The following is a 15,407-nucleotide window of genomic DNA, read 5'->3' on the forward strand; positions in this document are numbered from 1 at the left end:
TAAAGATAATTATTTTTCTTTAAACTACATTCTTTTTTTTGGAATTGTAAATATGAATTTTGATCCTTTATTTAATTGAGATTCAACTTGAAGTGTTCCATTATTAATTTGAATTATTTTTTCAACTATAGCCAAACCTAACCCGCTTCCTGGATATTCAGTCTTGGTATGTAATCTTTTAAAGGGCTTGAATATCATCTCAAAAAATTCCTCAGATATTCCAATGCCATTATCTGCCACTTCAAAAATATGGTGGTCAGGATTTTCCTTGTATGAAATTTTCAACTGTAGTATTTCCTCACAAGTATTGTATTTCAGTGCATTCTCTATTAAATTATAAAAAACAGCATGCCATTCAAATCGAAATCCTTTCACCAAAGGCAATTTATCACATTGAAAATCAATAGTTTTTGAATCCGACAAATTGAAATCATTATAAATTGTAGTTACCAATTCATTTAGATCTAAATCTTCTTCTTCAGTTGTAATACAATCAATCTTAACATATTGTGCTAAATCAGCTATTAAATCTTCTAGAATTTTTACATTATCAAAAATAAATTTGAAATATTTAGCTTCTTTTTCATCTTTATTGCTTTTGTTTTTAGCTTCAATAAGTTGTAAAAATGATTTAATAGAACGAATTGGCGCTTTTAGGTCATGTACAGCAATGTTTGTAAATCCTTCTAATTCTAGCTTTTTTTCTTTATCCTGAACTTTTACTAAATCTTTAGATTTTTTTAATTTCAACAGATAACTAACTTGTTGAGAAACATTTTTAAGCACCTCTTTTTGTTCTTGTGTGCCCAATTTAGCTTCAAACGGGTTAAACATTCCTATTGAACCTACAACAATTCCTTGCAGATTAACAATTGGAACTGTACAAAAAGTAATCGGGTTTGAAAGAGCGTATAATTTTACATTAGACGAAAATTGTTCTTGTTTATTTAGATCTACAACTTCTAAAATTTCATTTGTCTTAGCTGAAGAAATTAATTGATAACATATTGAGTTTTCTAATGGAATAGAGGCAACTGAAATACCTAATTTAGATTTAAAATATTGCTTATCCTTTTCAAAAAAGCTAATAAAAATAGTAGATGCACCACTTACTGAAGCAATAATTTGCAACAGATTATCTAACATTGGATCTGGTAAATCAGTTAGCATTCCACAAGATTTAAGTGTTGCCATTCGTAAATCAGCATCTGTATTTAAAATATTCATATTTAATTAATTTCCAATTACAATAAACTCACTTCGTCTGTTCATTTGATGTTCTTCTTCTGAACAAGGCACACCGTCTGAACAATTATTCACAAGCATTGATTCTCCATATCCTTTGGCGGTTATTCTAGAAGGATCAATTCCTTTATTAACCAACCAATTATATGTTGCCAAGGCTCTATTTTTTGAAAGTTTCATATTATAACTTTTAGAAGCTCTACTATCAGTATGCGACTTAATTTCAATTTTCATGTTAGGATTTTGTTGCATTACATACAATAAAATGGCAATTTGTTTTTCGGCATTTTCAGTAATTTCATATTTATCCAAGTCAAAATAAATATTTTGAATAGAAAAGAATTTTGCCAAATCTAAACCGTCTCTTAATTCAACTTCTTTAGGAAGCAATAAGGTTTGAACATTAGTGTTAGATTGCAATTTATTTCTGTAATAATCCTCTTTAGCTTCATAAATATCGTGGTTATACATTACATACCAACCATTGTTTGTATAATTATTTCTAAAGAAAAATTCACCATCTTGATTTGTTGTTGTTTTATCTATGATTGTTTTTGCATCATCAAATAATGTAACAACTACATTTTCTATTGGCGTTCCAAACAAAGCATCTACTACTTTTCCAACAAATAATTTTTCGGTTTCTTCGGCCAATGTTTTTTTCTCATAGAATTTATATATATCATCACTTCCTTTTCCTTTTGGTCGGTTAGAAGAAAAATATCCTATTTTACTATCGGGATTAATCACATATGAAAAATCATCAAAAGGAGAATTTACAGGATTACCAATGTTAAATGGTTTTGAAAAAGAATCATCGCTATTAATTTTTGAAACAAATATATCCAATCCGCCTAAACCAAGATGACCATCTGATGCAAAATAAAGTTCATTATTAGCAGATAAAAAAGGAAACGTTTCTCTTCCTTCGGTATTAATTTGATTACCTAAATTTTGAGGGAGTCCATATTGTCCATCTTCCATTAATTCAACTTTATACAAATCGGATTGTCCAAAAGAACCCGGCATATTAGACGAAAAGTATAAAAACTTTTCATCAACACTTAATGCTGGATGAGCACAATTAAAATCATCACTATTAAAAGGCAACTGAATAATATTTGACCATTCGCCATTAATTAATTTTGCACTGTAAATTTTTAATGAAACTTCGTCTTTACTATTTTTTTTATTTTTTTTATTTTCAAAATTATTTCGTGTAAAAAATAGTGTTTTACCATCTTTTGTAATAACAGCAGTAGATTCGTTATTAGAAGATAATTTCGAATTAAAAAAGAGTTCTGCTTTTGGTGTTTTTTTGGCAGAATTGTTAGGAGCAACATACAAACTAGAAAATGGTTGATTTGTCCAACTATCTATTTTGGCGTACTCATTTGGTCTTGAACTAGTAAAAATAATTTTGTCTTGATATTCAAAAACACCAAAATCACTATATTTTGAATTAAGATCAAGATGAGTTACTTCATAACGACCATTATCCTTGCCTATTTGAATTAAATATTCCGTATTGTCTTCGAACTGTTTAGATCGTGAATCTGCTTCTTTTAATTTTGAAAACAAACCTAAATAATAATTAGACAATTCAATATCGGGAACTGTTTTTAGAGTTTGAGCATATCTGTAATAGTATTCATAATCAACTTTATCTGTTCCTTTTATTAATTTTTCATACCATTTATTTGCTTCAATATAATTACCATTAAAATAGTACGAATCGGCAATTTTTTTATAAATATCTGGAGAACCGTAACCATTTTTATCAACTTCAATAAAAATAGAAACCGCATTCATATATCCTAATTTTTCGTAGGCTGAATTGGCCTCTTTAATTTTTCGCTCTTGAGAAAAACTAAAGAAAAATAGAAAAAATGCTACTATTGGGATTATTTTTTTCATGAGAACTATCTTAAAAGAATCTAGGAGAATAAATTTTTGCTGTTGATTTAAATAATTCAAATCGCATAAAAATTTCATGAGAACCTGAGTTATAATTTGCCAAATTAGAAGCTTCAGTATCATAAGAATACCCTAAAAATACAGATTTTGACAATTGAAAACCAGCTAAAACACTAATGGCACCATTAATTCGGTAAGCAGTACCTAAAGTTAACTTTTCAAAAAATAAAAAATTGGCAGTAACATCTATTTGCATAGGAGCACCCGTAACAAATTTACCTAAGAAAGCAGGTTTAAACTGTAATGATTCGTTCAAATTAAATACATAACCTCCCATAAGATAGTAATCCATTTTTGAATTAGCAGAAGAAGATCTTGTATTATCATCATAATATTTCGTTTCCAAGAAATTAGGAACAGAAAGACCTATGTAATATTGGTCTGAATACCAATAAAATCCAGCACCAACATTAGGTGTAAAACGATTATCAACATTGTTTTGCAATAAAGGGTCTGAAGGATCATAAATACTAAGTTTCGTATAATCAACATTTAACAAATTAGCAGTAGCTTTAACGCCAAATGACAAGATTGAAGAATTTGAAAATGGAATACGATAAGCAAAATCTGCCGAAATGTTTTGCTCTGTAGCCGGTCCAATTTCATCATTAATAATAGAAACTCCCCATCCAATATTTGAATCTGCAACAGGAGAATGAAGTGACACAACTGCTGTTACGGGAGCACCATCTAAACCCACCCATTGAGCTCGATATAAAGCCAAACCACTAAGAACATCTCTTGTTCCAGCATAAGCAGGATTAATCACAATTGTATTGTACATGTAATTTGTGTATTGTGGATCTTGCTGAGAATATAATTCCTCAGCACCCACTAGCATTATAAGAAATAATGCAACTAAGGATATGACTGATTTTCTCATTGTTATCTTGGGGTTAAATGATGAAAACACTAAATTAATTTTGCTAAAAATAGCTATTCAGGAAATAATATTATTATGAATTTTTATACCTTTCCATATTATAAAGTTACGAAATTTATAGGAATTATTTGTCGTTTTTGGAAACTTTATTTACTCATTTTTTGAAAGGAGTAAATAAAACTCCTTTCAAAAAACAAGCTTTCCCAAAATATCAATGAATGATTTCTTTTTATTAAATTATCACTATTCTGATAATCTAAAAATCATATTTTTTTATTCAGGATTTAAACTTACTACCTGAAAGGAGCGTAAAACCCCTTTCAAATAATAAGCTTCCCCAAAATATCAATGAATGATCTCTTTAATTAAATTATCGTTTTTCAGATAATCTAAATTTTATCGTTTTTAAATTCGGGTCTTAATACTTACTACCTGAAAGGAGTTTAAAATACTCCTTTCACAGTAATAAGCTTCCCCAAAATATCAATGAATGATCTCTTTTAATTTGAAGCAATATACAAGTAACCTGTTTTTTGTATATTTTTCAAATTGTTACTATTTGAATCGAAATAATCATAAGAAATAATGTAATAGTAAGTTCCTTCTGGTAATGTTCCTCCCATAGTGTTTAAAGAACTATCTGAAACCCCACTGAATGCATTTTCTTTATTATCATAATTCACAGTTTCGTATACTTTAGAACCAAATCGGTTATAAATTTCTACTTTATTATTTTGATAACACTCAATACCTTCTAAGTAAAAAATATCATTTTTACCATCTCCATTAGGAGTTACAGCATTGTAAACTTTTACTCCACAAGACAAATGAATCTCTTGATTTAAATAAGCTACATTTCCACATGCATCAGTAGCTGTCCATTTTCTAAAAATGGTTGAAGTACTTGCACAATCACCTTCTACAGTTTCTTCTTCATAAACAACAGTTACTTCTCCTGAAGCACTTTCTGCTACTACATTAGGAATTTGAGGAATATTTTCACAATCTGTAAAAATTACTGGCGCAACGCTTGTTATGAAAATTGGAATTCTATTATCTACTACCATTACATTTTGAGTTAGTTTAGCTTCATTTCCACAAGCATCTGTTGCTAACCATGTACGAATTACTTCATAATTTGTAGCGCAATTTCCAGGAATAACTTCTTGTTCGTAAGTAACACTCACTTGGTTTGAACAATTATCACTAGCTTGAATAGAATAATTAGGAAGTTGATCTATATTTTCAATTGTTACTTCACTAGGAATATTTGTTAAAAATTGAGGAGCTACAGTATCTACTATATGAAATACTTGACTACATGTAAAAGTATTTAATGCTCTATTTGTTTCAGATTCGTAAAATACAATTGTGTAAGTTCTTGTTACTGTTCCATTGCATCCTGTATCTTGAGAATTAGAAGCCGTAATAGTTACCAAATTACATTCATTTCCAATAATTCTACCGGTTTGGTCACCTAATTGCTCAAATTGCGCTACTGTTAATGAAGTTGCATTTGGCAATTCATCATAGCATTCTAAAGTAATGTCTTCAAAATTAGGACAAACCACATCAACTACACATGTTAATTGTAACTCAATTGTTGCAGTATTAGACCAATTACCTTGAAAATCTTTAACTCTATAATACAATTTAGAAGGATTTTCTACTGTCATTGACACAGGAATGAAAGTAATATTTCCTGTACTCGTGTTTAATTTCCAATTTCCTTCATTAGGAACTGTAACAATTACTAAGTTTGTATCATAGCTTACAGTAGCATTTAATTCTGATGGGATTTCTAATTCAACTGTTTGCACATCTACAACATCACCTGTAATATCATTTTCTACTAAGTTTAAAGTAGCATTAAGTCCTGCAGTATAATCAGAGGTGTCATCTGTTGCGATTGGTAATAAGTCCAACACAATATTTGCCTCATTACTCACATTTTGATTGAAGTCTTTAATAAAATAACGAATTGGTGTTGGAGTTCCAGAAAAACTTTCCTCAGGAATAAATTTAACTATACCATCAGTTAAATCTACTAACCATCTACCTTCATCAGGTATTTTAAAATCAATTACATTATCTTCAGCACAATATGCTATATCAATTGCATTTATTGGCGCAACTAAACGAGTACTTGTTGGATCAACTGGCGCTCCTAATGTATCGTTTTCAAATGCTTTAAAAAAAGTTGATGTATTAGTATGATAAAGCACTACGTCATCACTTGCAATTGGGCATATTTCTGATGTTACTTCTAAAGGAATAATAATTTGATTGCTACAGTTTGTACTTAAATCTGTGCAAACAAAATTATAAGAACCCGCTGGTAAATTATCGATTGTATATTCAGAGGTAGTTCCGTTATATACATTTCCAGTTTCTGTTTCAAGAATAGTCCAACTTTCAGGTAAATCAGTAACACTAATTATTCCAAATTCACCATTACATCTTGCTTCTGATTGTAAAGAAAATTCTGGAGTTGGTGCATCGTATACATAAAATTTTTGAGTAAACTCTCTACCACAAGCATCAATAGTTTTTGCTAAATAGCTATTCCCTTGTGTTAAATTACTAAATACAGAATCACTTTGATAATTATAAATAAGTTGAGTTCCAGTTTCATCGTATAATGCATACATGTAAGGAGGAACACCACCTGTTGCTACCATGTTTACTGTAGTTTCACAACCAACAATAGATTCAAAAACAAAAGGAGTAAGTGTTGCAGAAAATGCATATTCATATAAAAATCCACCTTGTAAACGAGGTAAACCATTAGTTCCGCCTAATTGTGATGGTGTTACAGGATTTCCATCTCTTACACCACCATATCTGAAAAATAATTGCTCATTATTTGGTATCGCAACAGTAATTTCTCTTGTTGATGAATTATAATTAAACGGTGCTGCAGAAGTAATCACACCTGAATATAAAATGGTTCCATCTGCTTTGTAAATGGCAGCATAAGTATTTACTACACCAATTGGTAATTTTAATGCTACTGGAACCACATCTGTAATAGAACCACAACCTAAAATTTGATGAGTAACAGAATAATTTCTTGTATGAGTAGTAGTGTGATTAAAAGTTGCTGTTTTTCCACAGGCATCAGTAACTGTTATATTATAAGTGCCTGGAGGAAATGATCTTGAATTTTCATTGGCCACCACATTTATTGCAAATGGATTATTAAAAACCATTGAAATTGGATATGAAATTGGAGCAGAAACCAAAGTAGCTCCATTGCCTACTTGAGTGGTGTAAGTTGAAGGACCTGAATTAATAGTAAAAGTAACCGGGCCAACAGCGAAACTTGAAACAGGCAACTCTTTCATTCTCAAAATTGAAATATCATCATAATAAGCCAATGCATCGTTATAACCTGCATTAAATGAAGACTCAACTATAGGAGCAAAAGGAACAGTATCTTGACGCATTTCTAATTGTGTTGTGAAACCACAAGCATCTGTTAACGTTATTGTATAAGCAACATTGTATCTTAATCCTAAATCTACTGACGCTGCATTACCCATAGAAACACTGTTTAAATGAGACAAATTAAAACTTCTTGTTTGAATAGGTTGGTTGTAAATATTATAAGCAACTTCACCTGGTCTACTAGTTTCTTCTACACTTACTTGAACTGGATTTGTTACATTAATTCTGAAAAATTTCACATCATAACCGTAACCACAACTGTTATTAGGATCTTCAAGTATATAAATTCTTGGAGTATCAAAAATAATATCTTGTTCAACTGGAAGACTTAAAACACCACCAGGAATTTGTCCACAATTGTTAGAACCTGTGTAAGTTAAATCGCTACCTGCAAAAAAAGAAGCAGGTACTTCAAAAAAGACACTTCTATTAGTTAAAACACCTATTTCAGCTTGAGGAATAATATTCTGAACATTTAAAGTTTGACCTAATACATTGGTAAAAGTATAATTTACATTTCCACTAGAATTACTACAAACCGTTTTGATTTTAAATTTATAAATACTTCCACATTCAGGAGAATTTACTTCAGTTCTTCTATCTGTATGTGAAATTGTAGTAACTACAGAAGTCATATTATCAAATCCATTAGGAATTACAATAGTAATATCAGAACTATTACTACCACAAGCATCCATAATATCAATTAAATAAGTTCCTGATGCTAATCCTGATAACGTAATATTTGGAGAATCTGGAGCGATAGTAAAACTTCTTGCTCCACCAGGACCACTAATTATTCTTGCTTGATAAGACTGATTTGTAAAGTCATTTACTCCAAGAGTACTGTGTATATTAGAAAGTCTAATTTCTCCATCAGTTCCATTAAAACATCTAGGAGAACTCAACGAGTAAGTAAAATCATCCGCTGGTCTAACTGAACCATTTGTACATTGAGAAAAACTATTTCCAAAACTTAATATAAGGAAGAAAAATAGTAAATTTACTAATTGTAAATTTGATCGGAAGTGTAATAGCTTTTTCATGACTAAATATTTTGGGAAACATTTATTAAAATCTTACTTCTAAGTTCCGACAACTATAACTGAAATCCGAAGGCTATGTAACAAGCGTATCTTTATTATTAACAAGTGTATTTTTTGATAAATTGCACGAAAAAACTTAATAAAAAATCAATTTCTATTATAAAATAGACAAAATTCTTATTAAAAAAATATACACATAAAAGTTTTATTTGTACATTTACAATAGTTGAATCCCCCTATAGATTGCTAATTATTAATCTTGTAAAACTTAACATTTTAGCAGTATGCCAAATCACAATATTAGTAATGATGAAAAAGTAAAACATTTCATTGCGGATCAATCAGAATTAACTTCTAAATCAGGAAGTTGGGAATTAAATCTTATTACTAATGAATTGTTTTGGTCAGAGGGTGTTTATGAAATAATAGATAGAGAGCCAAATTCTAAAGAATTAAGTAGCGTTTCTGAATTAGAAATCATACATCCTGATGATTTAGATTTCGTATTGAAGAAAAAGAAAGAAGCCTTAGAAAAAGGAATTGAATACCGAATCAAAAAAAGAATCATTACAGACTCCCACACTGTTAAGCATATTTTTTCTTTTGGAAAGGTCATTTTTGACCAACATAACAAACCTATTAAATTTATAGGATTATATTTAGATATTTCTGAGTATATAGAAATTGAAGAAAAGAACAAATTCGTTAATAAACTTTCGAATGATGTTATTTATGAGTGGGACATTCAAAAGGATGAATTTACATGGAGTGAAGGATTTAAAAACTTTATTGATTATGAAATTCCAAACGATAAGATAAGTTTGGATGAATGGAAAAAATTTATTCATCCTGTAGATTTCACAAACGAAGACGAAAATTGGATTCAATTTATTAACAATCCAAAAGCAACAGAATGGAGTAAAGACTTCCGATTTAAAAGAAAACAAGACTCTTATTGTTATGTTGAAGAAACCGCAATTTTAATTCGAGATCACGAAAATAAGCCAATGAAAATGATTGGCATTATTAAAGACATATCCGAAAGAAAAACCATTGAAATTCAGAAGAAACTTCAAAGTGAAATTTCTAAGCTGTTTCAAAAAGAGGAAAAAACAGACCTTATTTTTGAATCTGTTTTAGCATTAATGTTACAGAATACTGATTTTGTTGGAGCTGAATTGTGGATAACAAAATCAAGCGAACAAAAAATTGCTTTAAAATGTTCTTTACATAAAAATGGTAATATTGACATAAACGCCTCTTTTGACAAGGGAAATGGACTACCTGGAATCCTATGGAAAAACAAAAAACATCAAATATGGGCAGATAAAAAAGCAATAGATGAACATTGTAGTATTTCAAAAATGGATGCTTCAGAAAGCAATTCTGTTTTAGGCATACCATTACAAAAAGGAAACCAATTTGTTGGCACACTTTTACTATTTTCAAAAGAAAACTTTGAAGTTCATCCCTATAAAACAAATGCTTATATTTCATTAGATCGTGTTTTAGGTATTGAAATTACTAGAAAAATTTCTGAAGAAATTAATCAACTAATGTTTAATAGTGCTTCAGAAATCATAACTATTGCTAATTCAAACGGATATTTCATTAAAGTAAATCCAGCACTTTGTAAGCTATTGGGGTATACCGAACAAGAATTAACTGCCGTTCCTTTTATCAATTTTATTCATCCAGATGATATTATTGAAACAAAAAACGAATACAATTCTATTGTTTCACAAGAAAAAAGCGCCAAAGAATTCATAAATCGTTATCGTACAAAAAAGGGAGATTACAAATGGATTTCTTGGAATACTTCTGAACCTTTTGGTGATGAAAACAACTTTTTTGCTCACGGCAAAAACATCACCGAAATGAAAGAATTGGAAATTTTATTTGAAAAAACTTCTAGTTTAGCAGAAATAGGGAGTTGGGAATATGACATTTCAGATGAAAACAATCCTATTTTTTTATCAAAAGTTTTACTAGATATTTTGGAATTAAACAATGACACTAAAATTGATTTAAAATTTTTACTCAATCTAACCCATCCCGATGATAGAAACAATACAAAAATTGCATTTCAACAACTGATTCTTTATGGCGTAAATTTTGACATTGAATTTCAAATCATTACTCCTAACAACAATCATAAATGGGTTAGAAGTATTGGAAAAGAACAAGAAGATTACTCAAATGGTTCTAAAAAAGTTTTAGGAAGTTTTCAAAACATTACCAAACAAAAAAATACAGAGTTAAAACTAGAACAAAGAAACATTATTTTATCTTCCATAACCGCTGTAACAACAGAGTTAATGCATTCTAACAATTGGTATGAATCATTATTCAATGCATTTGCAATTACAGGAAACACTATTGATGTTGACAGAATTTACTATTTTGAAATTGACGACATAGAAAGTGAAGAAAAAACATGTAGTCAAAAACTTGAATGGACAAAAAATAATATAAAACCTCAAATTGACAACCCAGATTTACAAAATATACCCGTTCTTGAAATTGGTGATTTTTATGAGCAATTAAACAATGGCAAACTCTTTTATAGCATAACATCCCAGTTAAAAGAAGGGAATTTAAAAGAAATAATGGCAAGTCAGGATATCAAATCATTTTTGATTTATCCGGTAATTTTTAATAACAATCTACTAGGTTTTATTGGATTTGACGATTGTACCAATGAAAGAATTTGGACAGATACAGAAATATCTTTTTTATCTAATATTACCTATAATTTAACTGCTAGTTTACAAAGAAAGATCTACAATTTAGAACTTGAAAAATCATTAGTTGAAAAGAACAATATTCTTGAAAGTATTGATGATGCTTTTATTTCAATCGAAAAAGATTGGACGGTTAATTATTGGAATAAAAAAGCAGAACAATTATCAGAATTGAGAAGAGAAAAAATCATCGGAAAAAATTTCTGGGATTTATTTCCTCATCTTGTTGGCACTCCTTTTGAAAAAAAATTAAACAGAGCCATTATTTCAAAGAAATCTATCAATTTTCAAAATAATTTTAAAGAATTGGACATTTGGCTTGATGTAACAGCATATCCCTCAATACATGGACTATCAGTTTATTTTAAAGACATCACTCGAACAAAAAAATATGAAAATGAATTAAAACAATCTAATGATCGTTTTGAAAAGTCTACTGCTGCTACTAATGATGCTATTTGGGATTGGGATTTAAAAAACAATACGTTGTATCGTGGTGAAGGATTCCTAAAACAATTTGGATATGATGTTCCAAAATTTATTTATCACAATGATATCTTAAGCCTCTTCAAAGCAAAAATAAAACCTAAAAAAGCGGATAAAATTATAAAATCGATTGAAAAAGCTATAGCAGATCCAAACATAATGAATTGGAAAAAAGATTATTGGTATTTGAAACAAAATGGCGAATATGCTTATGTTACCAATAATGCAATTGTAATTAGAGATAAGAACAATAAAGCAATCCGAATAGTAGGTGCAATTCAAGACATAACGTATCGAAAAAAACAAGAAAAAGTACTTCTAGATTTGAATAAAAAACTTGAGTTGCAAACAAAATCCTTAATTAAAACGAATCAAGAATTAGAACATTTTGCCTATGTAGCTTCTCATGATTTACAAGAACCGTTACGAATGGTAACTAGTTTTTTAACACAATTAGAAAAAAAATACAAGGAGCAATTAGATGAAAAAGGTAAAGAATATATAAATTTTGCTGTAGATGGCGCAAAGAGAATGCGCAATATTATTTCAGATGTATTAGAGTATTCAAAAATAAGTCAAGTAGAAGAAACATATGAAGAAGTAGATATAAATGAAATAATAAACAGTGCCTGTAAAACAAATTTAGATAAAATTCAAGAAACGAAAGCTGAAATTCGATATGAAAATTTACCTACTATTATTTCTTCAAAATTTCCACTTACGCAAATATTTCACAATCTAATTAGCAATGCCATTAAATATCAAAAATTGCATAACAAACCGATTATTAGTATTTTAGCAATCGAAAATGAAAAAAATTGGACTTTTAAAGTATCCGATAATGGAATAGGAATTGAAAATGAATATTTAGAAAAAATATTTGTAATCTTCCAACGACTTCATAACAAAAGAGAATACGGCGGAAACGGAATAGGTTTAGCAATTGTAAAAAAATTAATTGAAAACTTAAACGGAAAAATCTGGGTAGAATCTGAAATTGATAAAGGAACAACATTTTATTTTACGCTTCCAAAAAATGAAAAATATTAATATACCTACTAAAAACAAAAATTATTGGCCAAATAAATTGGCACTGATAGCATTTGCTGTATTACTAACTATAAGCTCTTTTTTAACTTATAGAATTTATAAAATTGAATACAGCAAAGAAGTATTACAAGTAAAGGAGAAAACTTCAGACGTAAGAAATCAGTTGGAGAGCATGATCAACAACAGTTTAAATGTAGTTAAAATCATAACTTTCATAACTGAAAACAATTTTGACGAAACAGAATTTGAAAAAATTTCAAAAAGTTTACTTGAAAAAAATGATTATATAAACGCTACTCAATTAGTAAAAAATTACACCATTTACAAAACATATCCTTTAGAAGGAAATGAAAAAACCATAGGATATAATATCAATGCTGATAGTTTAAAAAAGAACAGTCTTTTTGAAGACATAAAAAAAGAAAAAATATTTTTTGAAGGACCAATAAAACTTGTACAAGGAGGTGAAGGTGTAATTGGAAGACAACCCATTTTTAAAGGCAATAAATTTTGGGGTTTTTCTGCTGTTATTATAAAAACAGATAATTTTCTAAAAAAAATAAAACTCAATAATTCTGGAAGTGGTGAATTATTTGAATATCAAATTGTTCAAAAACATACTGATTTAAGAGGTGCTAAGTTCTTTAAAAACAGCACCAATTTTAACGAAGGAATTGTCAACAAAACCTATTTACCATCAGGTGATTGGTATTTGTATGTGAAACTAAAAAATCCTCAATATATCAATAAAGCATTGGAGTTTTTTATTAGTAGTATCTTTCTAAGTTTAATAATTGCTATTTATCTAAGAAAGTTATCTCAAGACCCAATAAAACTTGAAGAATTAATTAAGAAAAAAACACAAGATCTTGAAAATCTAAATCACCAATTAGAATTAAGAGCAAAAGAACTAAGTGAAGTAAATAAAGAGTTAGAACATTTTGCTTATGTTATTTCACATGATTTACAAGAACCTTTACGAATGATAACAGGTTTTTTAACCAAAATAGAAAAGAAATACAATGATGTCCTTGATGATAAAGGAAAACAATACATCTTTTTTGCAGTAGATGGAGCAAAGAGAATGAAAAAAATTATTCTTGATATTTTAGAATTTTCTAAAGCAGGAAAATACACAGAAGAAAAAGAATTAATTGATTTGAATGAAGTTGTAGAGGAAATTAAAGGTTTTTATACTAATAGTTATCCAAATGGTTTATTAACATATGAAAAATTACCGGTAATTAAATCTTATAAATCACCCGTATTTCAAGTTTTTCAAAATTTAATTGGAAATGCATTTAAATATTCAAAGCCAAATGAAATACCATTCATAAGAGTAAAAGTCATTGAAATTACAAATGATAATGTAACAATTGCCATAACTGATAACGGAATTGGAATAGAGCAAGAATATTTAGACAAAATATTTGTTATTTTTCAAAGATTAGAGAATGATATTCACATTAAAGGAACTGGAATTGGTTTAGCAATTGTTAAAAAAATTGTAGAACGTTTAGGCGGCACAATATGGGTTAAATCTGTAAAAAATGTTGGAAGCACCTTTTATTTTACACTTCCAATTAAATGATAATTAATACTCTGATTGAATTTTTATACATATTTTAATATAAAATCAAAAAAAATAACATCTATTTATAAAATTTTTATAAATTTATAAATCACAAAACAGATTAATTGCTTATGAAAAACTTACATATTTTACTTGTAGAGGATAATGAAGGAGATATCATTCTAACTCAAGAGGCTTTTGAAGAATGCGACTTCAAAACTAGTATTCATGTTGCTAGAAATGGTAAAGAAGCAATTACGTATTTGTTTGAAGATTGTGCTTCACTTAATCTTCCAGACTTAATTCTTTTAGATATTAATTTACCTTTATTAAATGGTCATGAAGTATTAAAAAAAATTAAAGAAAACGAAAAAACAAAGCACATTCCTGTTGTCATGCTAACTACTTCTTCAGCATCAACAGATGTTAACTTAACATATGCTAATCATGCAAATAGTTTTATTTCTAAACCATCTGAAGTTGACGATTTTTTTGAAACAATTTGTACGTTAGGAAAATTTTGGTTCGATACTTGTAAACTTCCAGAGGCAAAATAATATGATTCCTGAGAAAATATATAATATTTTAGTATTAGAAGATAATTTTGGTGATTTCTATCTTCTAAAAGAATATCTTGAAGAATGCTTACCATATGTAAATGTTGTTCAAATGGAACATTTTAAAGATTTAGAAGAACAAAATTCAATTGATACATTCGATTATATTTTTTTAGACATGTCACTTCCTGATAAAAGTGGTGAAGAATTAATACAAGAAGTCCTTAATATAGCCAAAACAATTCCTGTGATAGCATTAACAGGCTTTTCAGATCAATCTTTTTCAAAAAAAGCACTGGAACTTGGCGTTACAGAATACTTATTAAAAGACGACTTAAATAGTATTGAATTACAAAATAAAATTTTCGACAAAGAGAATGGTATTTTGTGCTAATT

Annotated in this window: 8 protein-coding genes; 4 read left to right on the forward strand and 4 right to left on the reverse strand. The window is 28.7% G+C overall.

The window, feature by feature from the left end:
* Positions 1 to 24: 24 nt before the first annotated feature.
* The 4 genes from LOS86_RS11025 to LOS86_RS11040 form a co-directional block, all read right to left on the reverse strand.
* A complete protein-coding gene (locus LOS86_RS11025) occupies positions 25 to 1,227 on the reverse strand; it encodes a sensor histidine kinase (RefSeq protein ID WP_231842155.1) in 1,203 nt (400 codons plus the stop codon).
* Between the two features lie 6 nt (positions 1,228 to 1,233).
* Positions 1,234 to 3,162 carry an OmpA family protein gene (locus LOS86_RS11030; protein WP_231842156.1) on the reverse strand — a complete coding sequence of 643 codons (1,929 nt, stop codon included), beginning with the start codon at positions 3,160 to 3,162 and terminating at the stop codon, positions 1,234 to 1,236.
* A 10-nt stretch (positions 3,163 to 3,172) separates the two neighbouring features.
* Positions 3,173 to 4,105, reverse strand: a complete 933-nt coding sequence (locus LOS86_RS11035; RefSeq protein WP_445156335.1) for a PorP/SprF family type IX secretion system membrane protein — start codon at positions 4,103 to 4,105, stop codon at positions 3,173 to 3,175.
* A 500-nt stretch (positions 4,106 to 4,605) separates the two neighbouring features.
* Positions 4,606 to 8,601: a T9SS type B sorting domain-containing protein gene (locus LOS86_RS11040; RefSeq protein WP_231842157.1), complete on the reverse strand. Its 3,996-nt coding sequence runs from the start codon at positions 8,599 to 8,601 to the stop codon at positions 4,606 to 4,608.
* A 284-nt stretch (positions 8,602 to 8,885) separates the two neighbouring features.
* Between LOS86_RS11040 and LOS86_RS11045 the strand changes: the two genes are divergently transcribed.
* The 4 genes from LOS86_RS11045 (at position 8,886) to LOS86_RS11060 (ending at position 15,405) form a co-directional block, all read left to right on the forward strand.
* Positions 8,886 to 12,881: a PAS domain-containing protein gene (locus LOS86_RS11045; protein WP_231842158.1), complete on the forward strand. Its 3,996-nt coding sequence runs from the start codon at positions 8,886 to 8,888 to the stop codon at positions 12,879 to 12,881.
* A complete protein-coding gene (locus LOS86_RS11050) occupies positions 12,868 to 14,472 on the forward strand; it encodes an ATP-binding protein (protein WP_231842159.1) in 1,605 nt (534 codons plus the stop codon). The genes LOS86_RS11045 and LOS86_RS11050 overlap by 14 nt, the downstream gene beginning before the upstream one ends.
* A 113-nt stretch (positions 14,473 to 14,585) precedes the next feature.
* A complete protein-coding gene (locus tag LOS86_RS11055) occupies positions 14,586 to 15,011 on the forward strand; it encodes a response regulator (RefSeq protein WP_231842160.1) in 426 nt (141 codons plus the stop codon).
* A 1-nt stretch (position 15,012) separates the two neighbouring features.
* Positions 15,013 to 15,405 carry a response regulator gene (locus LOS86_RS11060; RefSeq protein WP_231842161.1) on the forward strand — a complete coding sequence of 131 codons (393 nt, stop codon included), beginning with the start codon at positions 15,013 to 15,015 and terminating at the stop codon, positions 15,403 to 15,405.
* The last annotated feature ends 2 nt before the right edge of the window (positions 15,406 to 15,407 follow it).

The organism is Flavobacterium cyclinae, from assembly GCF_021172145.1.
Classification (GTDB): Bacteria; Bacteroidota; Bacteroidia; order Flavobacteriales; family Flavobacteriaceae; genus Flavobacterium; species Flavobacterium cyclinae.